General features: G+C 65.1%; 22 protein-coding genes. 16 read left to right on the top strand and 6 right to left on the bottom strand.

The window, feature by feature from the left end; genetic code table 11:
- Positions 1-6 precede the first annotated feature (6 nt).
- Entirely contained in the window at positions 7-678 is a 672-nt protein-coding gene (locus ACFI9K_RS12190; protein ID WP_462663734.1) for a GntR family transcriptional regulator, read from the bottom strand.
- Between the two features lie 166 nt (positions 679-844).
- On the opposite strand from ACFI9K_RS12190, the gene glyA reads away from it, so the two are divergent.
- From glyA to ACFI9K_RS12150, 8 genes are read left to right on the top strand one after another with little or no spacing between them, the layout of a single operon-like run.
- Complete coding sequence (glyA, locus tag ACFI9K_RS12185; protein ID WP_462663878.1) at positions 845-2,125, top strand: serine hydroxymethyltransferase; 1,281 nt, start codon at positions 845-847, stop codon at positions 2,123-2,125.
- Entirely contained in the window at positions 2,122-3,360 is a 1,239-nt protein-coding gene (locus tag ACFI9K_RS12180; protein WP_462663733.1) for a sarcosine oxidase subunit beta family protein, read from the top strand. The genes glyA and ACFI9K_RS12180 overlap by 4 nt, the downstream gene beginning before the upstream one ends.
- Positions 3,361-3,411: 51 nt before the next feature.
- Positions 3,412-3,690, top strand: a complete 279-nt coding sequence (locus ACFI9K_RS12175; RefSeq protein ID WP_027494732.1) for a sarcosine oxidase subunit delta — start codon at positions 3,412-3,414, stop codon at positions 3,688-3,690.
- Positions 3,687-6,530 carry a 2Fe-2S iron-sulfur cluster-binding protein gene (locus ACFI9K_RS12170; RefSeq protein WP_462663732.1) on the top strand — a complete coding sequence of 948 codons (2,844 nt, stop codon included), beginning with the start codon at positions 3,687-3,689 and terminating at the stop codon, positions 6,528-6,530. Before ACFI9K_RS12175 ends, ACFI9K_RS12170 begins: the two co-directional genes overlap by 4 nt.
- On the top strand, positions 6,523-7,098 hold the full coding sequence (locus ACFI9K_RS12165) for a sarcosine oxidase subunit gamma (RefSeq protein ID WP_462663731.1): 576 nt from the start codon (positions 6,523-6,525) through the stop codon (positions 7,096-7,098). The genes ACFI9K_RS12170 and ACFI9K_RS12165 overlap by 8 nt, the downstream gene beginning before the upstream one ends.
- A gap of 39 nt (positions 7,099-7,137) precedes the next feature.
- Positions 7,138-8,055, top strand: coding sequence for a dihydropteroate synthase (gene folP / locus ACFI9K_RS12160; protein WP_462663730.1), 918 nt, complete (start codon positions 7,138-7,140; stop codon positions 8,053-8,055).
- Positions 8,052-8,462 carry a glycine cleavage system protein H gene (locus tag ACFI9K_RS12155; protein ID WP_462663729.1) on the top strand — a complete coding sequence of 137 codons (411 nt, stop codon included), beginning with the start codon at positions 8,052-8,054 and terminating at the stop codon, positions 8,460-8,462. The genes folP and ACFI9K_RS12155 overlap by 4 nt, the downstream gene beginning before the upstream one ends.
- On the top strand, positions 8,459-9,841 hold the full coding sequence (locus ACFI9K_RS12150; RefSeq protein ID WP_462663728.1) for an L-serine ammonia-lyase: 1,383 nt from the start codon (positions 8,459-8,461) through the stop codon (positions 9,839-9,841). Before ACFI9K_RS12155 ends, ACFI9K_RS12150 begins: the two co-directional genes overlap by 4 nt.
- Before the next feature lie 178 nt (positions 9,842-10,019).
- Here ACFI9K_RS12150 and purU read toward each other — a convergent pair whose 3' ends face one another.
- The 3 genes from purU to ACFI9K_RS12135 all read right to left on the bottom strand — a co-directional run bounded on the left by purU (position 10,020) and on the right by ACFI9K_RS12135 (position 15,061).
- Positions 10,020-10,868, bottom strand: coding sequence for a formyltetrahydrofolate deformylase (purU, locus tag ACFI9K_RS12145; protein WP_462663727.1), 849 nt, complete (start codon positions 10,866-10,868; stop codon positions 10,020-10,022).
- A 25-nt stretch (positions 10,869-10,893) separates the two neighbouring features.
- Positions 10,894-13,359 (bottom strand): GcvT family protein, encoded by a 2,466-nt coding sequence (locus ACFI9K_RS12140; protein ID WP_462663726.1) that lies wholly within the window; start codon positions 13,357-13,359, stop codon positions 10,894-10,896.
- A 190-nt stretch (positions 13,360-13,549) separates the two neighbouring features.
- Positions 13,550-15,061 carry a BCCT family transporter gene (locus ACFI9K_RS12135; protein WP_462663877.1) on the bottom strand — a complete coding sequence of 504 codons (1,512 nt, stop codon included), beginning with the start codon at positions 15,059-15,061 and terminating at the stop codon, positions 13,550-13,552.
- 493 nt (positions 15,062-15,554) lie between these two features.
- Here ACFI9K_RS12135 and ACFI9K_RS12130 point away from each other — a divergent pair, with 493 nt between their 5' ends.
- The 7 genes from ACFI9K_RS12130 to ACFI9K_RS12100 all read left to right on the top strand — a co-directional run bounded on the left by ACFI9K_RS12130 (position 15,555) and on the right by ACFI9K_RS12100 (position 21,635).
- Positions 15,555-16,640, top strand: coding sequence for an S-(hydroxymethyl)mycothiol dehydrogenase (locus ACFI9K_RS12130; RefSeq protein WP_462663725.1), 1,086 nt, complete (start codon positions 15,555-15,557; stop codon positions 16,638-16,640).
- Entirely contained in the window at positions 16,637-16,942 is a 306-nt protein-coding gene (locus tag ACFI9K_RS12125; protein ID WP_462663724.1) for an MBL fold metallo-hydrolase, read from the top strand. The genes ACFI9K_RS12130 and ACFI9K_RS12125 overlap by 4 nt, the downstream gene beginning before the upstream one ends.
- Before the next feature lie 305 nt (positions 16,943-17,247).
- Positions 17,248-17,610 (top strand): bifunctional 3-phenylpropionate/cinnamic acid dioxygenase ferredoxin subunit, encoded by a 363-nt coding sequence (locus ACFI9K_RS12120; RefSeq protein ID WP_222095708.1) that lies wholly within the window; start codon positions 17,248-17,250, stop codon positions 17,608-17,610.
- Positions 17,607-18,770, top strand: coding sequence for an NAD(P)/FAD-dependent oxidoreductase (locus ACFI9K_RS12115; RefSeq protein ID WP_462663723.1), 1,164 nt, complete (start codon positions 17,607-17,609; stop codon positions 18,768-18,770). Before ACFI9K_RS12120 ends, ACFI9K_RS12115 begins: the two co-directional genes overlap by 4 nt.
- A gap of 95 nt (positions 18,771-18,865) precedes the next feature.
- On the top strand, positions 18,866-20,017 hold the full coding sequence (locus tag ACFI9K_RS12110; RefSeq protein WP_462663722.1) for an aromatic ring-hydroxylating oxygenase subunit alpha: 1,152 nt from the start codon (positions 18,866-18,868) through the stop codon (positions 20,015-20,017).
- A 42-nt stretch (positions 20,018-20,059) separates the two neighbouring features.
- Positions 20,060-20,752 (top strand): GntR family transcriptional regulator, encoded by a 693-nt coding sequence (locus tag ACFI9K_RS12105; RefSeq protein WP_462663721.1) that lies wholly within the window; start codon positions 20,060-20,062, stop codon positions 20,750-20,752.
- A gap of 79 nt (positions 20,753-20,831) precedes the next feature.
- A complete protein-coding gene (locus ACFI9K_RS12100; RefSeq protein ID WP_462663720.1) occupies positions 20,832-21,635 on the top strand; it encodes an IclR family transcriptional regulator in 804 nt (267 codons plus the stop codon).
- On the opposite strand, the gene ACFI9K_RS12095 is transcribed toward ACFI9K_RS12100, so the two are convergent.
- Positions 21,605-22,480: a bifunctional methylenetetrahydrofolate dehydrogenase/methenyltetrahydrofolate cyclohydrolase gene (locus tag ACFI9K_RS12095; protein WP_462663719.1), complete on the bottom strand. Its 876-nt coding sequence runs from the start codon at positions 22,478-22,480 to the stop codon at positions 21,605-21,607. The genes ACFI9K_RS12100 and ACFI9K_RS12095 overlap by 31 nt on opposite strands.
- A 111-nt stretch (positions 22,481-22,591) precedes the next feature.
- On the opposite strand from ACFI9K_RS12095, the gene ACFI9K_RS12090 reads away from it, so the two are divergent.
- Positions 22,592-23,050 carry a hypothetical protein gene (locus ACFI9K_RS12090; RefSeq protein WP_462663718.1) on the top strand — a complete coding sequence of 153 codons (459 nt, stop codon included), beginning with the start codon at positions 22,592-22,594 and terminating at the stop codon, positions 23,048-23,050.
- Here the strand turns inward: ACFI9K_RS12090 and ACFI9K_RS12085 are convergent.
- Positions 23,047-24,087 (bottom strand): Lrp/AsnC family transcriptional regulator, encoded by a 1,041-nt coding sequence (locus tag ACFI9K_RS12085; protein WP_462663717.1) that lies wholly within the window; start codon positions 24,085-24,087, stop codon positions 23,047-23,049. The genes ACFI9K_RS12090 and ACFI9K_RS12085 overlap by 4 nt on opposite strands.
- Positions 24,088-24,194: the final 107 nt, after the last annotated feature.

Below are 24,194 nucleotides of genomic sequence, written 5' to 3'. Positions count from 1 at the left end.
CTGCCGCTACAACAGTTCCCTGATCGCGTTCTCGAAGCCGGTGACGTGCTCGAGAGTCAGTTCGGCAGCGGTGTCCGCGTCGCCGTCGATGATGGCCTGCAGCAAGACGACGTGCTCGCGAACGTGGCCGGCCACGTTCGGCAGTCGGTCGAGAAACAGGCACCAGATGCGCGTGGCGTGCGCGTCCAGGCTGACCAGAATATCTTCGAGGTGGGGGTTCCCCGATGCCCGATAGATCTCCCGATGCACCGCAACATCTTTGCGGAGTACCTCACGTGAATCGTCGGTGTCGTCGATGCTCGCGATCGAATCCGCGAGCTCGGCCAACCGGTCTCGCGCTGCTCGGGTGGCCGTGCGGGCCGCTCGCGCCGAAGCCGCGGGCTCGAGCTGCTTACGGATCTCGGAGATGTTGGCCAGGTCGGTCATGTCGACGGCGGTCGCGAAGGTTCCGCGTCGGGGATAGGCCACGACGAGTCGCTCCCGTTCGAGTCGTTTGAGACCCTCACGAATAGGCGTGCGGCCCAGCCCCAACTGCTCGGCCAGGCGGTCGTCGTTGATGGGCTCGCCCGGCCGGATTTCCAGCATGATCAGCTGCTCACGCATTATTTCGTAGGCTCGATCGGCATTGGTCCCGACGGACTGCGTTGCATCGATCACCGGTTGCATTCCGATTGTCATCTTCTGTACTCACTCCCGGTCGCTGCCCCGCCCTTGACGGCCCTGCTTTGTGATCTTACTCTATTGGCATCTTGATATATCAGTTCCAGACCATTGATCTTCCAGAAGGGCGGCCATCTTGACGCAGGACTTCGCACCGACGGCGACGGCACCGCACCCGAGAGGCGTGACGAACCGTGTCCTCGCCGATCTCGACCCCGAGGTGCACCGCGCGATCAGTGCCGAGCTCGGCCGCCAGCAGAACACCCTGGAAATGATCGCCAGCGAGAACTTCGCGCCACTGGCCGTCATGCAGGCGCAGGGCTCGGTACTGACCAACAAGTACGCCGAGGGCTACCCCGGCCGGCGCTACTACGGCGGATGCGAAAACGTCGACGTCATCGAGCAACTCGCGATCGACCGGCTCAATGCCCTGTTCGGGTCGTCGTTCGCCAACGTGCAGCCGCACTCCGGGGCGCAGGCCAACGCCGCTGCGATGGCGGCACTGCTGCAGCCCGGTGATTCCATCCTCGGACTCGCACTCGCCCACGGCGGACACCTCACCCATGGCATGAAGCTCAACTTCTCGGGCAAGCTGTACGACGTCTCGGCCTATCACGTCGGCGAGCACGACCATCTCGTCGACATGGAGGAGGTCGAGCGCCTCGCCCACGAGCACCGCCCCAAACTGATCATGGCCGGCTGGTCCGCCTACCCGCGTCACCTCGACTTCGCCGAATTCCGCCGCATCGCAGACGACGTCGGTGCCTACCTGATGGTGGACATGGCGCACTTCGCAGGCCTGATCGCCGCCGGACTGCACCCGTCGCCGGTACCGCACGCACATGTGGTCACCTCCACCACGCACAAGACGCTCGGCGGCCCACGCGGCGGTGTGATCATCACCAACGACGCCGCTCTGGCGAAGAAATTCAACTCGTCGGTCTTTCCCGGTCAGCAGGGCGGACCGCTCGAGCACGTCATCGCAGCCAAGGCAGTGTCCTTCAAACTCGCTGCCGAAGAGGACTTCCGGGAACGGCAGGAGCGCACCCTCGAAGGCGCGAAGATCCTGGCCGATCGACTGCTGACCGACGACGCCGCAGCCGCGGGCATCGACGTGGTCTCGGGCGGCACCGACGTCCACCTCGTTCTCGTGGACCTCCGCAAGTCCGAACTCGACGGCAAGCAGGCCGAGGACCGACTCCATCACGTCGGAATCACGGTGAATCGCAACGCGGTTCCGTTCGATCCCCGGCCGCCCATGGTGAGCTCCGGAGTCCGGATCGGCACCCCGGCTCTGGCGTCCCGCGGCCTCGACGCCACGGCGTTCGCCGAGGTCTCCGACGTCATCGCCCACGCGTTGCGTCCCGACACCGACGACCGCGGACTCGATGCACTGCGCACCCGGGTCGAAGCCGTCGCCGCGCAGTTCCCCCTCTACCCCGACCTGACGGAAGGCTACCGATGACCGCCCCCGCAACCCCACCGGGCGCACATCTGCCCGACCACCCGGACTTTCTGTGGCGCAACCCCGAGCCGAAGAAGTCCTACGACGTCGTGATCATCGGCGGCGGCGGACACGGCCTGGCCACAGCGCACTACCTCGCCAAGAACCACGGCATCACCAATGTGGCTGTGCTGGAGAAGGGGTGGCTCGCCGGCGGCAACATGGCGCGCAACACCACCCTCATCCGCTCGAACTACCTGTGGGACGAGAGCGCACGCATCTACGAGCACTCCCTGAAGCTGTGGGAAGGGCTCGCCGACGACCTCGACTACCCCATCCTGTTCAGCCAGCGCGGAGTCCTCAACCTCGCGCACAGCCTGCAGGACGTGCGCGACAGCGTACGACGCGTCGAAGCCAACCGACTCAACGGCATCGACGCTCAGTGGGTGGACCCCGACGAGGTCAAGAAGCTGTGCCCGATCGTCAACATCTCCAGCGACATTCGCTACCCGGTGCTCGGCGCGACGTATCAGCCGCGCGCCGGCATCGCCAAGCACGACTACGTCGCCTGGGGATTTGCCCGACGCGCCGACGCTGCCGGTATCGACATCATCCAGAACTGCGAGGTCACCGGTTTCACCACCGACGGCAACCGCGTCACCGGCGTCAAGACCACCCGCGGCGACATCGCTACCGGCCAGGTGGCACTGTGCGCGGCCGGCCACACCTCGACGCTGACGGACATGCTCGGCATCAAGACTCCGCTGCAGAGCCATCCGTTGCAGGCCCTCGTCTCGGAGTTGCTCGAGCCGGTGCATCCCACGGTGGTCATGTCGAATGCCGTGCACGTCTACGTCTCTCAGGCCCACAAGGGCGAACTGGTGATGGGTGCAGGCGTCGACTCCTACAACGGTTACGGCCAGCGCGGTGCGTTCCACATCATCGAACGACAGATGGCCGCTGCAGTCGAGCTGTTCCCCGTGTTCGCTCGCGCGCATCTGCTGCGCACCTGGGCCGGCATCGTCGACGTCTGTCCCGACGCCTCCCCCATCGTCGGGCGCACGCCGTTCGACAACGCGTTCCTCAATTGCGGTTGGGGCACAGGCGGATTCAAGGCGACCCCCGGTGCCGGTTGGTGCCTGGCCGACACCATCGCCAACGACGAGGTACACGAGTACATCGCACCGTTCAGCCTGGACCGATTCGTCACCGGCGCGCTGGTGGACGAGCACGGTGCCGCAGGCGTCGCGCACTAGTTTCTCCGCCCCGACACACGCAGCACCCGAACGAGAAATCTTGGAGTGGCAATGCAATTGATCGAATGCCCGTGGTGCGGGAGTCGAGAAGAGACCGAGTTCCACTACGGCGGCCAGGCGCACATCGCCTACCCCGAGGACCCCTCGGCCCTCACCGACGAACAGTGGGCGCACTTCGTGTTCTTCCGCGACAACCCCAAGGGGCTCTTCGCCGAACGGTGGAGCCACAGCGCAGGGTGCCGGCGTTGGTTCAACGCCGTACGAGACACCGCCACCTACCGAATCCACAGTGTCTATCGCCTCGACGACCCGAAGCCGGTGAACCCATGACCGCATTCCGCACCGCATCCGGCGGCCGCATCGACCGCACGAGCACCTTCGAATTCACATTCGGCGGCTCGGCCCTGCAGGGTCACCCGGGCGACACGCTGGCATCTGCATTGCTCGCCAACGGGATTCATCAGGTCACCACCAGCATCAAGCTCGGTAGGCCGCGAGGATTCACCGCAGCGTGGGCCGAGGACACCGGCGGACTCGTACAGATCGAGGAGCCGTTCCCCGAGCCGATGCTGCTCGCCACGACGATCGAACTGTACGACGGCCTGGTCGCCCGTGGTATCCCCGGGCAGGGGCGTCTCGCCGAGATCTCCGACTCCGCCAAGTACGACGCCATGCACGCCCACGCCGACCTGTTGGTCGTCGGCGCAGGCCCGGCCGGTCTGACGGCCGCATTGGTCGCGGCCCGCAGCGGCGCTCGTGTGGTCGTCGTCGACGATCAGTGCGAGTTCGGTGGCTCCCTCCTCGGCTCCGACGACGTCATCGACGGCAAGCCCGCGTTGGACTGGGTGGCCGACGCGGTGACCGAGTTGTCGACCTTCCCCGATGCGAGGGTGCTGCGCCGCACCACCGCGTTCGGTTCCTACGACGACGGCTTCGTCCTCGCGCTCGAGCGCCGCACCGATCATCTGGGTCTGGAAGCGCCTGCAGCACTGAGCCGTCAGCGCGTCTGGCGTATTCGATCGCGGCACATACTGGTGGCCACCGGCGCTCACGAACGTCCCGTCGTGTTCACCGACAACGATCGCCCTGGAATCATGTTGGCGGACAGCGCACGAACATTCCTGCATCGCTACGGCGTGACGGTGGGAACCGAGGCCGTCGTCTTCACCACCAACGACAGCGCGTACAAGGCCGCCGTCGATCTGCACGACGCCGGGGTCCGCATCGCGAGCATCGTCGAGGCCCGCTCCGAGGCACCGGAACATTGGCTCGGCCTGTGCCGCGAGCGCGGTATCGAGGTGCGCACCGGAAGCGTCGTCTCCGGCACCCGCGGCGACACCCGCGTCACCCACGCACTGGTCACCGGGGCCGACGGTGCCACCGACACGGTGGCGTGCGACGTACTGCTCGTCAGCGGCGGTTGGAACCCCGCCGTCCACCTGTTCAGCCAGGCCCGCGGAAAGCTGCGCTACGACGGCACACTCGGCGCATTCGTTCCCGCAGACGACGTCGAGGGCATCAGTGTCGCCGGGTCGGCCTCGGGAGTGTTCGACCTGGCCGGCTGCATCGGTGGCGGCAGCTCGGCAGCGGCCGGCGCGCTGAACCGTCTGGGCTTCTCCGTTTCGGAAACCCCTGCACCCGAGGTCGATTCCGTACCCAGCAGCCCGTCGCTGGTGCTGTGGCGGGTACGCGACGACTTCGGGGCCGACAGCCAGTTCGTCGACGTGCAGCGCGACGCGACGGTGGCCGACCTGGTCCGGGCTGTCGGGGCGGGCATGTCGTCGATGGAGCACATCAAGCGCTACACCACGATCGGCACCGCGCACGATCAGGGCAAGACCTCCGGTGTGGTGTCCTCGGGCATCGTGGCCGAACTGCTCGACAAGCCGGTGGAGAACCTGGGCACCACCACGTTCCGCCCGCCGTACACCCCGGTGGCGTTCGCGGCGTTGGCCGGCCGCAATCGCGGTATGGCCTTCGACCCGGAACGGGTTACCGCAGTCCATGATTGGCACGTCGCCCGCGGTGCGGTCTTCGAGGACGTCGGACAGTGGAAGCGGCCACGCTACTACCCACTGCCCGGCGAAGAGATGCACGACGCCGTGCTGCGCGAATGTGCTGCCGTGCGTGCGGGAGTCGGCATGCTCGACGGTTCGACCCTGGGCAAGATCGACGTGCAGGGTCCCGACGCCGGTGCGGTGCTGGACATGTTCTACACGAACATGATGAGCAACCTGAAGGTCGGCATGGTGCGGTACGGCGTGATGTGCGGTGCCGACGGCATGGTGATCGACGACGGCACCGTGATGCGGTTGGCGGACGACCGATTCCAGGTGTTCACCACCACCGGTGGCGCGGCCGGAATGCTCGACTGGATGGAAGAATGGCTGCAGACCGAGTGGCCGCACCTCGCGGTTCGGCTGACGTCGGTGACCGAGCAGTGGGCCACCTTCCCCGTCGTCGGGCCGCGCTCTCGCGACCTCGTCGGCGAGATCTTTCCCGAGATCGACGTCTCCAACGAGGCGTTCCCGTTCATGGCCTGGCGAGATGCCTCGATCGACGGTGTACCGGTGCGCGTAGCGCGCATCAGTTTCTCCGGTGAACTCGCCTTCGAGGTGAACATCGATTCCTGGCACGCCCACGCACTGTGGTCGCAGCTGATCGCGGCGGGTGAGAAGTACCGCATCACCCCCTACGGCACCGAAACCATGCACGTGCTTCGGGCCGAGAAGGGTTACCCGATCGTCGGTCAGGACACCGACGGCACCGTCACCCCGCAGGATCTCGGAATGAGCTGGGCGGTATCGAAGAAGAAGCTCGACTTCATCGGAAAGCGGTCGTTCGACCGGGCCGAGAATCGGAACCCGTTGCGCAAGCAGTTCGTCGGACTCCTGCCCGTCGATCGCGAAACCGTCCTTCCGGAGGGTTCGCAGATCATCGAACACTCCGACACCGGTGTCCTGCCCGAACTGCCGGTACCGATGCTCGGCCACGTCACGTCGAGTTACGCCAGCGCAGAACTGGGCCGGCCGTTCGGGTTGGCCCTGCTCGAAGCCGGTCGTGACCGACTCGGCGACATCCTGCACGTCCCGGTGGGCGACACCCTCGTCGCCGTGGAAGTCACCGGCTCCGTACTCGTCGACCCGGAAGGTAACCGCCGTGATGGCTGACCGACTCGCCTCCAGAAGCCCGCTCGCGCAGACAGCTCTGCCGGACTCGCCTGCCGTCCGCATCGTGGAGGAACCCTTCCTCGCTGGAATAGACCTGTGGGTGGACCCGAACGGACCGGGCGGTGCCGCTGCCTCGACCGAGCTCGGCACCGAACTCCCCGGACCGGGCCGCGTCGCCGAGGGCACGAACACCACGGCGATCTGGCTCGGTCCCGAGGAGTGGCTGGTGATCGGAGCGGGCATCGATCCGGTCGAGCTCGAACACCGTCTCGGCTCGGCCGTACGTGAGCACCGTGGTGCAGCGACGGACGTGTCCGCGCAGCGAACCAGTCTGCGGTTGAGCGGTTCCCGAGCTCGCGAGGTGTTGGCGAAGGGATGCTCGATCGATCTGCACCCCCGCGTCTTTCCGGCCGGGTCGACGGTACAGACGATGCTCGCGATGGCAGGGATGATCCTCATCGCCTGTGACGACACCGGAACGGACTACCGCATCCTCGTGCGCTCGTCGTTCGCACGGTATCTCGCGGCCTGGCTGACCGACGCGGCCGAGGAATACACCGACGCCTGATCGTTTCCGTTGCACTGCGCGAGAGAAGAGGTGATCACTGTGCTCACGACCGTATCCACAGCAACACGGGCCGCCGACGCGCGCGACCGACTGCTGACCCGGTTGACGACTGCACATCCCGTCGTCTGCGGGATCGTGAACGTGACTCCGGATTCGTTTTCCGACGGCGGCATGTTCCTGGACTCGGATCGCGCTGTGGCACATGCACTGTCGATGGTCGACGAGGGATCCGAGTTGCTCGATATCGGCGGTGAGTCGACCCGGCCGGGGGCAATCCCTCCCACGGTCGACGAGGAAATCGCCCGAGTGGTCCCGGTGATCGAGGCGCTGTCCAAGCTCACCTCGACACCGCTGTCGGTCGACACCTCTCGTCCCGAGGTGATGAGAGAGGCGGTGCGCGCCGGGGCGAGCGTCATCAACGATGTTCGCGCTCTTCGCCTTCCGGGTGCCCTCGCCGCAGCAGCCGACCTGGACGTCGCCGTGTGCCTGACGCACATGCAAGGCGAACCGGCGACGATGCAGCACCGCCCTCACTACGGCGACGTCGCCGCCGAGGTGCGCCAGTTTCTCGACGACCGGGCCGCCGAATGCATCCGAGCCGGAATCCCGGCATACCGCATCATGGTCGATCCCGGCTTCGGATTCGGGAAGACTCTCGAACACAATCTACAACTGCTGCAGGGTCTTCGGGCGCTCACCGCGGCCGGGCGACCGATCATGGCGGGTCTGTCGCGGAAGGGAATGATCGGTGCCATCACCGGCAGAGAGGTCGACGGACGACTCGCCGGATCGCTCGCCGCCGCGATCATCGCGGCCCAGAACGGGGCATCCCTCCTGCGGGTTCACGATGTCGCCGCCACCATCGACGCACTGGCCGTGATGCGGGCAGTGCGATCGCTCGACGAACTGCACTCACATCCAGGTCAATCCATGACGAATGCCGAGGCCACCTCATGACCGCATCCCTCTCCTCCGCCCGCCGGCTCTTCAGCGCCGACCACGGCTGGATGGCCGTCGACCCGTTCGGATCACCCGCACAGACTCCGAGCCGCGTGGGCGTGACGTCGGAAGCACTGCCCGGCGCGTCCGACATTCTCGGCGTCGACCTGCCTTCGGTACGTACCGTGCTGACCGCCGGTGAGGCGTGCGGGACGATCCACACCTCCGCCGGCTCGGTCACGGTGTTCGCCCCGGCAAGCGGCATGGTCACGATCGTCAATTCCGCTGTGCGCGAAAACCCGTCGGTCATCTCGGCCGATCCGCTGGGTGCCGGTTGGCTGTTCGCCGTGCTGACTCCCGCGGCCGCGTCGTTCGGCGACCTCACCGTGCGCGAGCCCACCGGCGCAGTTCGGACGTCCGCATGACCATCAGTGTGTTCGACCTCTTCTCCGTCGGCGTCGGCCCGTCGAGTTCGCACACCGTCGGCCCGATGCGCGCCGCCGCTCGATTCGTCGACGATCTGCGCACCATGTCGGCATTCGAGGACGTTCGAGACGTCACCGTGGACCTGTACGGCTCGCTGGCCGCGACCGGAGCGGGCCACGGCACCATGACTGCCGTGCTACTCGGGCTGGAAGGCCATGCACCCGAAAGCATTACGACCGAGGTCATGGAAGAGCGGCAAGCTTCGATGGCGGCAACCGGGCGCATCCTTTTCGGCGGTGTCCGAGAGATCGATCTGGCGGTCGGCGACATCGTGCTGCGTCCGTTGACGGTTCTGCCGTTCCATCCCAACGGAATGAAGCTGACTGCCCGCACCGCAGATTCGACCGAACTGCACAGTGAAATCTACTTCTCCGTCGGTGGAGGCTTCGTGGTGACCGAAGCCGAAAGCGTCGAGGCCGTAGCGCCCCTCGCCTCCGCGAACGGATTCGGGTCTGCCAAGGAACTACTGCAGCTCTGCGAGCGTCGACGCTGCAGTATCAGCGACGTCATGACCGAGGTCGAACTCGAACGTCGGACGCAGGGCGAGATTCGCGACGGCCTGCTGCACATCCGTGACGTCATGGTCGAATGCGAGAATCGTGGCATTTCGCGCGACGGCTACCTCCCCGGCACGCTGGGAGTGCGGCGTCGAGCACGGGACTGGTTCCTCCGCCTCGACGCCGAGGATCCGAACCGCTCGAGCGAATTCGCCGAGGACTGGGTCAATCTCGTCGCCCTCGCCGTCAACGAGGAGAACGCGTCCGGCGGACGCATCGTCACAGCACCCACCAACGGCGCGGCCGGCATCATCCCGGCCGTGCTGCATTACGCCACTCGCTACACCGCTGCAGGCATCGCCGATCCCGACGGCAGCACGGTGCGCTTCCTGCTCACCGCAGGCGCGATCGGGTCGCTCTACAAGGAGATGGCGTCGATCTCCGGTGCCGAAGTGGGCTGCCAGGGCGAGGTGGGTTCGGCGGCGTCGATGGCCGCAGCCGGTCTGGCCGAGGTACTGGGCGGCACCCCCGAACAGGTGGAGAACGCCGCCGAGATCGCGATGGAACACAGCCTCGGTCTCACGTGCGACCCCATCGGCGGGCTGGTACAGATTCCGTGCATCGAACGCAACGCCATCTCGGCCGGCAAGGCGATCAACGCCGCTCGGATGGCATTGCGCGGTAACGGTACTCATCGCGTCAGCCTGGATCAGGTGATCGAGACGATGCGCTCCACCGGGGCCGATATGCATTCGAAGTACAAGGAGACCTCGAGCGGCGGCCTCGCAATCAACGTGCCGGTCAACTTCGTCGAATGTTAGAGCGTCGAATGTTAGGGCTGGAGCGCTAGACCTCACACCCCTTCTGAAAGGTGCGCGCATGTTCTCCGCACAGAGAACACGCGCGCACTCGGCAGAAAGGGTGTGAGGTCCCGACTCCTAGGCCACCGCAACAACGAAGGGCCCGTACCGATTCGGTACGGGCCCTTCGTCTGTGAGTTCAGCTGAAGATCACCGTGCGGTGTCCGTGCAGCAGCACTCGGTTCTCGCAGTGCCAGCGGACAGCTCGCGAGAGTGCGAGTGCCTCGGCGTCCTGTCCGACGGTGGCCAGACGAGACGGATCGTGGGTGTGGTCGATCCGAATGACCTGCTGCTCGATGATCGGGCCCTCGTCGAGGTCGGGGGTGACGTAGTGCGCTGTCGCTCCGACCTGCTTGACGCCCCGGTCGAAGGCCTGGTGGTAGGGCTTCGCGCCCTTGAAGCCGGGCAGGAACGAGTGGTGGATGTTGATCGCTTTGCCGTGCAACGCTCGACACGTCTCGTCCGAGAGCACCTGCATGTAGCGGGCCAGCACCACCAGGTCCACCTCGTATTCGGCGACGAGGTCGAGCAGTCGCTGCTCGGCTTCGGCCTTGGTGCTCGGGGTGACGGGAACGTGGACGAACGGCAGCCCGGCTGCCTCGGCCATCGGCCGCAGCACCTCGTGGTTGCTCACCACGGCCACCAGTTCTCCGCCGAGGTTCTGCGAGCGCCAACGGAAGATGAGGTCGTTGAGGCAGTGACCCATCTTGGAGACCATGACGAGCACGCGCGGCTGACTGCACCCGTTGAAGGTGTACATCATCGAGAATCGGTCGGCCACCTCGCGGAAGCTTTCGGTCAGCTTCTCGATGTCGGTGCTGCCACCGGCCACGAACGAGGTGCGGAGGAAGAACGACCCGTCCGTCGAGTCGTCGAACTGTTGGTGTTCGGCGATGTCGCAGTCGTTGTCGAACAGAAATGCACTGACGGCCCGGACGATCCCCGGCCGCTGGCCGCAGCTGAGCGTGAGGGTGAAGTTCTCGGTCATCGAATCTCCTGGTACTGGTAGGTCGTCAGCTGCGGATCTTGGCCATCTCGGGGTCGACGAGGGGCTCGGCCACGACGGTGGCGGACACGAGCCGATCGAAGTATCGAATCTCTACTGCTGCACCGGGTTCTGCGCTCGTGGCAGGAACCCAGGCGTAGGCGATCGGCGCACCGACGGTGTGCCCGAAAGAGGCGCTGGTGACGTAGCCGGCGGGCTGACCGTCCACCAGGACGGGCTCGTGGCCGAGCACCACCGATGTGCCGTCGTCGATCTTCAGACAGACCAGCTTCTTGGAGACGGTGTCGTCGGACATCTCGAGCACGGCGTCGCGACCGCGGAATTCACCCTTGGCCGGGCGCACCGCGAAGCCGAGGCCTGCCTCGTAGGGATTGTGCTCGGTGGTCATGTCCGAGCCCCACGATCGGTAGCCCTTCTCCATGCGCAGGCTGTTGAACGCAGCGCGGCCACCGGCGACGATGCCGAACTCGGAACCGGCCTGCCACAACATGTCCCACAGTCGCTGGCCGTAATCGGCGGTGGTGTACAGCTCCCACCCGAGCTCGCCCACGTAGGACAGCCGCATCGCGGTGACGGGCACTCCGCCGATCCGAACCTGCTTGCAGCGGAAGTACTTGAAGTTCTCGTTGGAGAAGTCGTCCTGGGTCAGCTTCTCGACGACCTCGCGGGCATGCGGACCCCACAGACCGATGCAGCACGTGGAGCCGGTGATGTCGTCGACGGTGACGCTGCCGTCACTCGGTGCTTCACGGCGCAGGTAGTCGAAGTCGAGGTTGCCGTTGGCACCGACCTGGAACTCGTCGGCGGACAACCGTGCGACGGTGAGGTCGCTTCGGACGCCGCCCTTGTCATCGAGCGCGAGGGTGTACGTGACGGCCCCGACGGACTTGTCCATCTTGCCCGACGTCAAACCTTCCAGCAGTGCCAGCGCACCGGGTCCGCGTACCCGCAGTCGCTTGAGCGGGGTCATGTCGTACATCGCGACGGACGTACGAGTCTTCCACGCCTCGGCCGCGGCGATGGGCGAGTGGAACATCGATGCCCACTCGTCGCGCTGGGGCGGCTGCCATTCGGCGGGAAGTTGGTGCACCAGATCGGCATTGGCCTCGTACCAGTGGGGGCGTTCCCACCCGCCGCCTTCGAGGAACACGGCACCGAGTTGCTGCTGCCGTGCATTGAAGGGGCTCACTCGCACGTCGCGCGGGGACAACCGCGGCTGGGAAGGATGCAGCACGTCGTAGATCTCGACGAAGTTCTGCTGCGAGGTTTCGCTGACGTACGCGGGATCGAGCTGGAAGTCCTCGAAACGGTTGACGTCGCATCCGTGCAGTTCCACCTCGGAACGCCCGTCGACCAGCAACTGCGCGATGGCCCGGCCGACGCCGGCCGAGTGCGTGACCCAGACGGCTTCGGCGATCCAGAAGCCCTTGACGTCCGGAGATTCGCCGAGCAGCGGTCCGCCGTCAGGTGTGAACGAGAAGACTCCGTTGAAGGCGTGGTCGATCTTCGCGGTCTCGAGGCAGGGCAACAGCAGCTTGGACTGCTCCCACGACGGGGCGAAATCCTCCTGGGTGAAGTCCAGCATTGACGGCATGGCGTCGTCGGACACGCCGTTGCCGCCGGGCAGGGTCTTGGTGTCGACGGGCATCGGTCGGTGCGCGTAGCTTCCGATACCGAGACGGTCGACGTGCTCGCGGAAGTACAGGTCCTGGTCCTGGTGACGAAGAATCGGCATGCCGGCCTCGGCTGCTTCGGTGTTGCGTCCCACCAGTTCCGGGATCTGGTCGGTCTTGGCGTACTGGTGCGCCAGTGGCAGCAGCGGCACCTTCATGCCGACCAGTTCGCCCACATCGGGGCCCCAGAAGCCGGCGCAGGACACCACGATGTCTGCCTCGATGACACCCTGATCGGTTGCCACACCGGTGACCCGGCCACCCGTCTGTTCGATACCGATGACCTTGGTGGAACCGCGGAAGACTGCTCCGCGGGACTCGGCGCGGCGGGTCAGTGCCACCACAGCGCGCGACGCCTTGGCGAGTCCGTCCGTCTCGACGTACAGACCGCCGAGAACACGCGATCGGTCGATCAGCGGATGCAGTTTGGCGCATTCGGACGGGTCGATGACCGATCCTTCGATGCCCCACGACGTGGCCCAACCCTGCTTACGATGCAGATCGGCCAGCCGCTCCTCGGTGGTTGCCACCTCGAGGCCGCCGAGCTGGTTGAAGCACCATTGGCCGTCCACCTCGAGGCCCATGAACTTCTCGACCGTGTATCGGGCGAGTTCGGTCATCGTCTTGGAGGCATTGGTCTGGAACACCAGACCCGGTGCGTGCGAGGTGGATCCACCCGTGAGAGGCAGCGGCCCCTGATCCAGCACGGTGATGCGATCCCAACCGCGTGCGGTGAGCTCGTCGGCCACGTTGGTACCGACGATGCCGGCGCCGATGATGACTACTCTCGGTGAACCCATGGTGGTCCTTCCGTATCGGGGTGGAGAGATGGAGCTCGGCCAGACATCCGACGGCCTGCACGACAACTAACCATAGATTGATATATCAAGAGTATGGGCAGGGGCGGATGCGGTCAACCCCCGAAATGCCGATGGTGCGGAACACGTGTGGACGCGTCCCGCACCATCGACTCACTTCACTTGTCGAACTTCACTTTCCGGCCTTGACCTTGGCCGGAGCCTTCGGATTCTTGACGATGAACGGATCGTTCGTCACGTCCTTGTACAGCGAGACGCACGTACCGATCATCACCAGCACGAACGGAGCCGCCACGATGATCGTCATCGTCTGCAATCCGTTCAGAGCGTCCGAGCCTCCCGTCCACAGCATCAGGATGGCGATGCCGCCGGTGACCACACCCCAGAAGGCGACGACCCCACGGGACGGATCCAAGGTGCCGCGCTGCGACAGGGTGCCCATCACGATCGAGGCGGCGTCGGCACCACTGACGAAGAAGATGCCGACCAATACCATCACCAGCACCGACGAGATTCCCGCCAACGGGAAGTGGTCGAGAACCGCGAACAGCTGCGATTCCGGTTTACCGAGGGCCACCAGGTCCTCGGTTCCCTTCTGCTGCTCGCCGATTGCCGCTCCACCGAAGATGGAGAACCAGACCAGGCTCACCGACGTCGGGATGAGAATGACACCGATGACGAACTGGCGGATGGTGCGGCCACGACTGATGCGAGCGAGGAACATTCCGACGAAGGGGGTCCACGAGATCCACCAGGCCCAGTAGAAGATCGTCCAGGACGAGAGCCAGGACTCGGTCTCGGGTCCACCGGATGCCGCCGAACGCGCGGACATGCCGGCGATGTGAGCGGCGTAGTCACCGAGGGTGGTGGGCAACAGGTTCAAGATCAGGACCGTGGGTCCCAGGACGAACACGAACACCGCGAGCAGCAGGGCCAGCACCATGTTGATGTTGGAGAGCCACTGAATGCCCTTGGAGATTCCCGATACTGCCGAGGCCACGAACGCCAGCGTCAGAATGGCGACGACGGCCACGAGCAGAAGCGTTCCCGCTTGGTCGACCCAGCCGAGAACCTCGATACCCGAACCGATCTGGAGTGCACCGAGGCCGAGGGATGCCGCGGTGCCGAACATCGTGGCGAAGATCGCCAAGATGTCGATGACCTTGCCGATTGGCCCCTCGGCGTGACGGCCGATCAGCGGAATGAACGAGGAACTGATGAGCTGCTTGCGGCCCATCCGGTACGTGCCGTAGGCGATGGACAGTCCGACCACCGCGTACATCGACCACGGGTGCAATCCCCAATGGAAGATTGCTGTCGACAGTGCTGTTCCCACAGTCGAATCGGTGATTCCTGGCGGCGGGGTGACGAAGTGGGTCAGCGGCTCGGCCACTCCCCAGAAGATCAAGCCGATTCCCATGCCGGCGCTGAACATCATCGCGATCCAGCTGACGGTGTTGAACTCCGGCTTTTCGCCGTCCTTGCCGAGCGGGATCTTTCCGTATCGACTGAGCGCGAGCCAGATCGCGAAGATCACGAACCCGGTAGCCGAGAAGATGAAGAGCCAGCCGATGTTCGTCACTACCCAGTCGAGAACCGACGCATTGACGGACTTCATGTTCTCGGTGCCGAGAACACCCCAGACGAGGATCGCAATCACGATCGCGGCGGTGACACCGAACACCACCTTGTCCGTGCGCGGCTCGCCCTCCTCTCCGTGGTGGTAGACCTCGAGGGGACCGTAATGATGGGGTTCATGTTTCTCGGAGGACGCGACCCGGGTCTTGTCGCTCCGGGGCTTGCTGTTCGTTGTCACATCGTTCTCCCTCCGGCTCTCGCCGAATAGGTGTGTCGCCCGTGCACGCAGCGTGGATGGTAGTGGAGATGCGCGACGCGTTGCTCTCTGCGCAACTTGGATTGCTCGAACCGGAACAAGACTGAGCCGACCCAGGGGCGATGTCAAGAGATGACGGCCCATTTCGGATCGCCCGGCTGTGCGGCTATCACCGCAAAACGAGCTTCACCAGCGCTTACGTCGGTAGGTTCGTCGGAAAACGCCAGAAACCGATACTCGCATTTAACATTCCATACTGCCCGGTAACTGATATATTAATGCGATTCCAAATTCCCTGGCGGTGCCGCACGCCGCCCCTTCACCTATCTCAGGAGTACGAACCATGCCGCAGCAGGTCCGCGCCGTTGTCGCCAAGAGCAAGGGTGAGCCCGTCTCGATCGAGACGATCACCATCCCCGATCCGGGCCCGAACGAGGTGATCGTGAAAATTGCGGCATGCGGGGTGTGTCATACCGATCTGCATTACCGCGAGGGCGGCATCAACGACGAGTTCCCGTTCCTGCTCGGCCACGAAGCAGCCGGCATCGTCGAAACCGTCGGCGATCGCGTCGAACATGTCGAGGTCGGCGATTTCGTGGTGCTGAACTGGCGGGCAGTGTGCGGGGAATGCCGGGCCTGCAAGAAGGGCACCCCCTGGTACTGCTTCGACACCCACAACGCCGCGCAGAAGATGACTCTCGCCGACGGCACCGAACTGACCCCGGCGTTGGGGATCGGGGCGTTCGCGGAGAAAACCCTCGTCCACGAAGGCCAATGCACCAAGGTCGACCCGTCCGCTGATCCCGCGGTCGTCGGATTGCTCGGCTGCGGGGTGATGGCCGGGCTCGGGGCGGCGATGAACACCGGCCATGTCTCGCGCGGTGATTCGGTGGCGGTGATCGGCTGCGGCGGTGTCGGTGACGCCGCGATCGCCGGGGCGCGCCTGGCCGGGGCGTCGACGATCATCGCCGTGGACCGCGACAAGAAGAAACTCGACTGGGCTCTCGACCTCGGGGCGACCCACACCGTCGACTCCTCCCAGGTCGATGCTGTCGAGGCCATCCAGGAGTTGACCGGTGGGTTCGGGGCGGATGTGGTCATCGATGCCGTCGGTCGCCCGGAAACCTGGAAGCAGGCGTTCTACGCCCGCGACCTGGCCGGGACGGTCGTCCTCGTCGGTGTGCCGACCCCGGAGATGACCCTCGAGATGCCGTTGATCGATTTCTTCTCCCGCGGTGGATCGTTGAAGTCGTCGTGGTACGGCGATTGCCTGCCCGAACGTGACTTCCCGCAGTTGGTGGATCTGTATCAGCAGGGACGGTTGCCGCTCGAGAAGTTCGTCACCGAACGCATCGGTCTCGACGACGTCGAAGCCGCGTTCGACAAGATGCATCAGGGCACCGTGCTGCGTTCGGTGGTGATCGTGTGAGCGGGACCTTCCGGGTCGAGAACGTCGTCACCTCCGGGGTGTTCAGCCTCGACGGCGGCACCTGGGATGTGGACAACAACATCTGGCTGATCGGCGACGACGACGAGGTCGACACCCTGTTCTCCGGTGGACCGGGAGCGACGGGCCGCTCCTACTCGGACTTCCCGACCATCATCGGATCCATCCGCGACCGCCTCTTCGCCCTGCCCGCCGACACCGCGGTCAATACCGGCCACGGCGACGCAACCCGCATCGGCGACGAAGCACCCCACCTCGAAGAATGGATCGCCCGCGGCAACTGACGGGCGCTGATATACCAAGAAGGCCGTTCACTATCGATCGGTAGTGACGCATCGACGCTGCGCACGCGCCTACGAGCATTCGACGCAGCGTCGGTGCGGTGCCCGCTCGGTACCGAAGAGTAAGTCTTTTCACGCGCTAAACACCTGATCACGCGGCAATACGCGCACTTTGTCCGGTTCGAGTTACATCGTGTTTCGCAGGAGTGAAAAGTGCCGTTTCCTATTGACACCCCCTTGTGTCGATGTTCACACTGTTGTTGCGGGATTTAGAACTTGTTCCGTATAGCGATACAGAAAGGATCCGAATGCTCAAGGTGTGTCCCTTGGCCGACCTCCCGGGCGGCGAAGCTCTACGCGTCGACACAACCCCTCCCGTGGCGGTGTTCCACACCGAGGACGGTGAGCTGTTCGCGATCGATGACACCTGTACGCATCAGGACGCGTCGCTCGCGGACGGATGGTTGGAAGGGTGTGCGGTCGAATGTCCGCTCCACGCGTCCACCTTCGATCTCCGCACCGGTGCCGTCGACGCTCCGCCCGCGAAGTTGCCGGTTCGCACGCACACCGTCGTCGTCGAGGACGGCGTCATCTACGTCGAGCTGAGCACCGCGGCCCCCAATCTTCCGCCCGATGTTCGCAGCAAGCTGGCCGCCGAGGGACATTCATGAAGAGCGTCACCATCGTCGGGGCGTCGTTGGCTGGATTGTGCTCTGCACGTGCGCTGCGGGCGGCCGGGTTCGACGGCGCGGTCACCATCGTCGGTGCCGAGAGTCATCGACCGTACGACCGCCCTCCTCTGTCGAAGGAGTACCTCGCCGGCGACGTGGACGTGAGCACCCTCGCGCTCGAGCCCGACGACGAAAACCTCGACGCCACCTGGATTCTGGGCCGTGCCGCCACAGCGCTCGATCCATCGCGTCGTACCGTCACCCTCGACGACGGTACGGAACTGACCTCCGACGGCGTCGTCCTCGCCACCGGCTCGCGTGCTCGATCGCTACCCGGAACCGATCACCTCGCCGGTGTGCACGTATTGCGCACCATCGACGACGCCGACCGGCTGCGCGCAGACCTCGCGCCCGGCGCGCGTCTCGTCGTCATCGGCGCAGGCTTCATCGGGGCCGAAGTAGCCTCCACCGCAAGGAAACTGGGGCTCGACGTCACCGTCGTCGAAGCCGCCCCGACACCACTCGCCGGACCACTCGGTGCACGACTCGGTAGCGCGGTGGGCAATCTGCACCGCGACAACGGCACCACGTTGATCTGCGGAACCGCCGTCGACGGACTGACCGGCACCGACCGAGTGACAGGCGTTCGGCTCGCGGACGGCCGCGTTCTCGACGCCGACGTGGTGGTCGTCGGCATCGGCGGAATCCCGAACATCGACTGGCTGAGCGGGAGCGGACTCGCTGTCGGCAACGGCATCCTGTGCGACGGCGGCGGCGCAACCGCCGTACCCGGAGTGGTTGCCGTGGGCGACTGCGCCGCATGGCTCGATTCGACCGGAACCCACCGGCGCGTCGAGCACTGGGCCGGGGCATCCGAACGCCCCACGGTCGCAGTGGCCACCCTGCTCTCGGGTAGTTACGGCGGCCAACACGTCAAGCCTCCGTATTTCTGGTCCGACCAGTACGGATCACGTATTCAGTTCGCCGGTACCGCCGGTCCGGACAGCGAATGCACCATCGAAGAAGGTTCTCCCGATCTCGGGAGTTTCCTCGCCGTCTACCGATCCGGTGGGCTCCCGATCGGCGTACTCGGAGTCAACCAAGTTCGCCTGTTCACCCGCTGGCGTCGTCAGCTCTCGGCTCCCGCCCGCGCGGTCTGAACACACTCAGGCAGCTGTTCCACTCGTCGTATCCCATTATCCCAGTTGACGTCTCGTCACCGATCCACAAGATCGGCCACGTACGGAGGACCGAAGTGACCACCATTCCCGACACCACGCCGCCCACCACCTCTCTTCCGCTGCCCGAGAGTTTGATCTCCACCCTCCCCGGTCGCTACTACACCGATCCGGCCATCTTCGAGCTCGAGCAGGAGAAGATCTTCGAGGAGCTGTGGATCTGCGCGGTCCGTGCCGCGGATCTGGACAAGCCCGGTTCCTTCCGCACCGTGCAGATCGGCCGCGAGAGCGTCATCGTGACGCGTACCCGAACAGGGGCCATCAAGGCCTACCTCAATGTGTGCGCGCACCGCGGTGCTCGAATCTGCATGGAGGACAAGGGCGAAGTCAAGCGATCGTTCCAGTGCCCGTACCACGCCTGGACCTACGACCTCGACGGAAAACTCATCGCAGCACCGAATCTCACCAAGATGCCCGACATCGACCGGGTTCGCTACGGCCTGTCGTCGGTATCGGTCGAGGAATGGCTCGGCTACGTCTGGGTCAATCTCAGCGACAACCCGGCCTCCTTCGACACCACTGTGGTGCAGGACATCCGCGATCGACTCGGCGACGTCGAGTCGATCGACCGCTACAAGATCGAAGACCTGGGCCTCGGCAGGCGCGTGAGCTACGACGTCAAGGCCAACTGGAAGCTCATCATCGAGAACTTCATGGAGTGCTACCACTGCGCCACCATCCACCCCGAGCTCACCGAGGTTCTACCCGAGTTCGCCGACGGTTACGCCGCGCAGTACTACGTCGGCCACGGTGCCGAATTCGGCGAATCGGTGCAAGGATTCACCCTCGACGGCACCGCGGGGCACGACGCCATTCCCGGTATCGCACCCGAGCAGGATCGTCGGTATTACGCCATCACCGTCCGGCCGCAGGTGTTCGTCAACCTCGTTCCGGATCACGTCATCATTCACCGCATGTATCCCATTGCCGCCGATCACACTCTGGTGGAATGCGATTGGCTGTATCTGCCCGGCGTAGTCGCATCGGGTCGGGACCTGCAGAAATCGGTGGAACTGTTCCACCGCGTGAACGTGCAGGACTTCGAGGCGTGTGAACGCTGCCAGCCGGCCATGAGTTCGCGAAAGTATCGCGACGGCGGAGTACTGGTGGGCAGCGAACACCACATCGGCATCTTCCACGATTGGTTGAAGAACCGTATCGAGGCCTGACCCGATCCAGCCCCGCACCGGGTGCCGATAGGATCGGTAACCATGAGTGTCGAGGTCGCATCGCCGGGCACCCCCGGAGCGTCGGGGTTGCCGGGCGAACCGGGGGCGACCATGGCGGACGTCGCCTACTCGGCTATTCGCGACAAGTTGATCATGCTGACCATCAAGCCGGGCGAGGCCGTCGTCGAGTCGGCGTTGTCCGCCGAACTGGGCGTCGGCCGCACGCCGGTCCGGGAAGCTCTCAAGCGACTCGAGTACGAGCGGCTGGTCATCTCGCACGCTCGCCGCGGAACGTTCGCCACGGCAATCGACGTCGCCGACCTGGGCGACATCTCCGAGATCCGCCAGCGGCTCGAACCGCTGGCAGCAGCCAAGGCCGCCACCGCAGCAACAGCGACCCAACGTCAAGTTCTGTTGGGTATGGCCGATCGCACCGAGAAGTTCGAGGCGGCACCGCCGAGCCAACACGACCTGATCACCTGGGACGCGGAGGTACACCGCACCGTGTACCGGCTGGCGGCGAACCCGGTTCTCGAGGATGCATTGATTCGCTACAACAATCTGGCGACGCGCATCTTCTGGTTGTTCATGGATCGACTGCCCCCGCTGGCCGATCACGTGGGCACCCACACCGCACTGCTCCGGGCCATCGCGGCCGGGGACGCCGAGGACGCGGCTGCGATCGCCCGAGCCCATGTGACGGAGTTCGACGACGCGGTTCGCGCCGTCATCTAGATTCCCCGCTGCTCGATCCCCGGGCTGCGCCCCGAGGGGCATGACCACGGGCAACTGCCTGTTACGTATAGTCGCGGGGGTGGCCAGCGACGATTCGACCCGTGCCCCCGAGGGTGGCGTCCAATCCGTCGACCGCGCATTTCGGGTGCTCGAGGTGGTGGCACGCCTCGGAGAGGCCGGTGTCAGCGCCATCGCCACCGAGATCGGTGTGCACAAGTCCACGGTGTCGAGACTGCTGGCGTCGCTCGAAGAGCACGACATGGTGATGCAGACGCACAATCGCGGCAAGTACCGGCTCAGCCTCGGAGTCCTGCGACTCGCCGCTGCCGTCCCCGAGCGACTGGAAATCACCGAATACGGCCACGCGGTGTGTGAGCGCCTGGCAGGAAAACTCGGCGAGACAGTCAATATCGCTGTGCTGCGGGCGAATACGGCGGTACACCTGGATCAGGCTCGCGGTCCCAGTTCGGTCGGCACCCACAACTGGATCGGGGAACAAACTCCCCTGCACGCCACCGCCAGCGGCAAGGTGTTGCTCGCCGCGCTGGACGCCGACACCCGTAAGGCAGTCGTCGATTCTCTCGACCTCCACCGATACACCGAGCACACACTCACCACCAGAGCCGGACTGACGGCCGAACTCGACGCCGCGGTGTCCCTCGGGTACGCAGTGGTCGTCGAGGAGTACGAGACCGGACTCAATGCCATCGCAGCCCCGGTTCTCGACTACACCGGCAAGACGACGGCGGCACTGTCCGTCTCCGGTCCGGTGTACCGCTTCGACGAAACGAGAATGCGGGCCATCGTCCCCGACGTGCTTGCCGCTACCGCCGAGATCAGCGAGAAGATGGGCTACCGCGAGTCGTTCATTCCCTCCGCCTGAGCGGCTTCCGCACACTCCACCACGTTCGTCAGCAGCATCGCTCGCGTCATCGGACCGACTCCGCCCGTCGCTCCGCTGAGCCGCCCCGCGATCTGCTCGACGCCGGGATGCACGTCACCGAGAATGCCCTCGACGGTGCGGGTGATTCCTACCGACAGCACCGTCGCCCCGACGCTGATCCAATCCGGTTGCACCAGATGCGCAACGCCCGCAGCCGCGATGACCACGTCGGCGGCCCGAGTGTGCGCGGCAGTGTCCACGGTTGCTTCGTGACACATCGTCACCGTCGCGTGCTCGCTGCGACGCGTCAGCATCAAGCCCAGTGGACGCCCCACCGTGATCCCGCATCCGATGATGCAGAAGCGTGCGCCGGTGATCGGAACATCGTGGTGTCGAAGCAGTTCCAGTATCCCGCGGGGCGTGCACGGCAACGGCCCGTCCATACCGAGAACCAGTCGGCCCAGATTGGTCGGATGCAACCCGTCGGCGTCCTTGCGTGGATCGATCAGTTCGATCACCCGGTGAGTATCGATGTGCGGGGGAAGCGGTAATTGGACGATGAAGCCGGTGCACCGGGGGTCGTCGTTGAGTGCGTGCACGGCATCTTCGATCTCGTGCTGGCTCGCGGATGCGGGTAGCCGCACCTGAATCGAATGCAGTCCCACCTCCGCACAGTCTCGGTGCTTCGCCGCGACGTAGGAACGGCTACCCGGATCGTCGCCCACCAGAATGGTGCCGAGACCGGGTTGAAGCCCGCGCTGCGCGAGCAGTTCGACGCGGTGTCGCAGATCGTCCTTGACGATCGCGCTGACCGCCGTTCCGTCGATTCTGAGCGCTGTGGTCATACTTCGATTCCTCGGTTCGGCCGGTCCATCCAGTCTGATATATCAACTGTCGGTCAGGCTACGGCGCAGCGAGTCGGTCGGTCAAGAGCGACGGTGTGGGAGGGTCGAAACATGGAGTCCCTGCAACCGATGCGGCCGATCAGCGTGCAGCACGACGAACGCGAGTCCGCGCCTGCATGGAAAGTGTGGTGCGTCTACGCAGGCGGCGCGGCTCTGTACCTGGCGTCGATGTGGATCGACGGGGGTCAGGGGTGGGCCGTCGCTGCCGGGGTGTGCATTTTCGCAGCCGGAACCGCGCTGTCCATCGCGGCGGCGCGACGAGTGTCACGAGAGAACGCGGGTCGACGCATCCCGTGGATGGGACTCCCGCAGGTCCGGCCGCGCAAGGTCGACCTACTGGAGAGCGGTGGCCTGTCCGCGGCGTTGGCCGGAGCATTGTTGTTCGCCAACAACCTGCCGATTCCGTGGCCGATCTCGTTGACGATCATCTGCTTCGTCTTCATCGGGGTGCCCCTGGCAGCGCAGGCGTGGCACAACCATCGCGTGCGCCGAACTTCGATTCGCTCTTAGCCCGGTAGCGTCCAGGACGAGCCTCCCAGCGAGGTGACGAACCCCGTCGCGCGTCCGTCCGCTCGTAGTTCCCAGCCCATCCGCTTCCGGGAGCGCAACGTCACCGACGATTCGACGATGTTCAGATTCGGAGCTCGCTGTTCGAGCCACTCCTGTACTCGCAGAATGTCCGGCAGAGACGACACCCACATGCTGACGAGAAAGTTCGCCGGACCGGTGAGCGACATGCACAGTCGCAATTCCGGGCGCGCACGAAGGATCTCCACAACCTCGTGATGCGCCTGCACCGGCAGTCGACACCACCACGTGACGGTGATCGGCCACCGCGTCGCCTCCTGGGCAACCTCGCAGCGCAGCACCACCGCTCGCGATCGCAGCAGCGCCGCCAACTGACGACGGACGGACGACGCGGGCCGACCCAACGCCGACGCGATCTCCGGTGCCGACGCCCGACCGTTTCCGGTCAACTCACCGACGAGTGAACGCGCTACGTCGTCGGTCAGGCTCTCCGGCCTGGCGGAACCCGGCCTGTCCGGCACATCACCGAGCGCTGCAATTGCTGCCAACTGCGTGCCGTCCAAGGAATCGAGCCGCCAGCGACTGCCCTCCACATGCAGCGCGGTACAGGTGTGCGTCTGGGTCGACTGCACGCCGGCGAAACCGGGTAACTCGTCCAACACCAGGCCCGACAACTCGTCGAGCGTCGACGTCTGCACCGTCAACACCAGATCCCTACCCCGCGCGGCATGCTCGATCGACACGACCCGCGGGTCTCGAACCAACGCGTCGACGAGATCGGCCGAATCAGCTCGACCGCAGGTCACCTCGATGATCGCGGTGATCGAACCACCACCGGTCAGCGGCGCGGGATACGCGGTGATCCAGGCCAGTCCTCGCTCGGTGATCGACTGCCACCTGCGAGCCAGCGTCGCCGCTGTGGTTCCGAGAATGGGCGCGAGGTCCGACCACGTCGCTCGCGGTGTCACCTGGAGTGCGTGAATGAGCGAAAGCTCGTATTCGGTCAGCATTTCTTGCACACAACACCTCCTTCCGCGTGTCCGATGATCGAATCCAACGAAGATCGCCTTCCTTCGATCGGTCGACTCCACACTATGACCACCGACACAGTGTGACCACAACACGA

Source organism: Rhodococcus sp. PSi06 (assembly GCF_054960675.1).
This window is presented reverse-complemented; position numbering and strand designations above follow the sequence as displayed.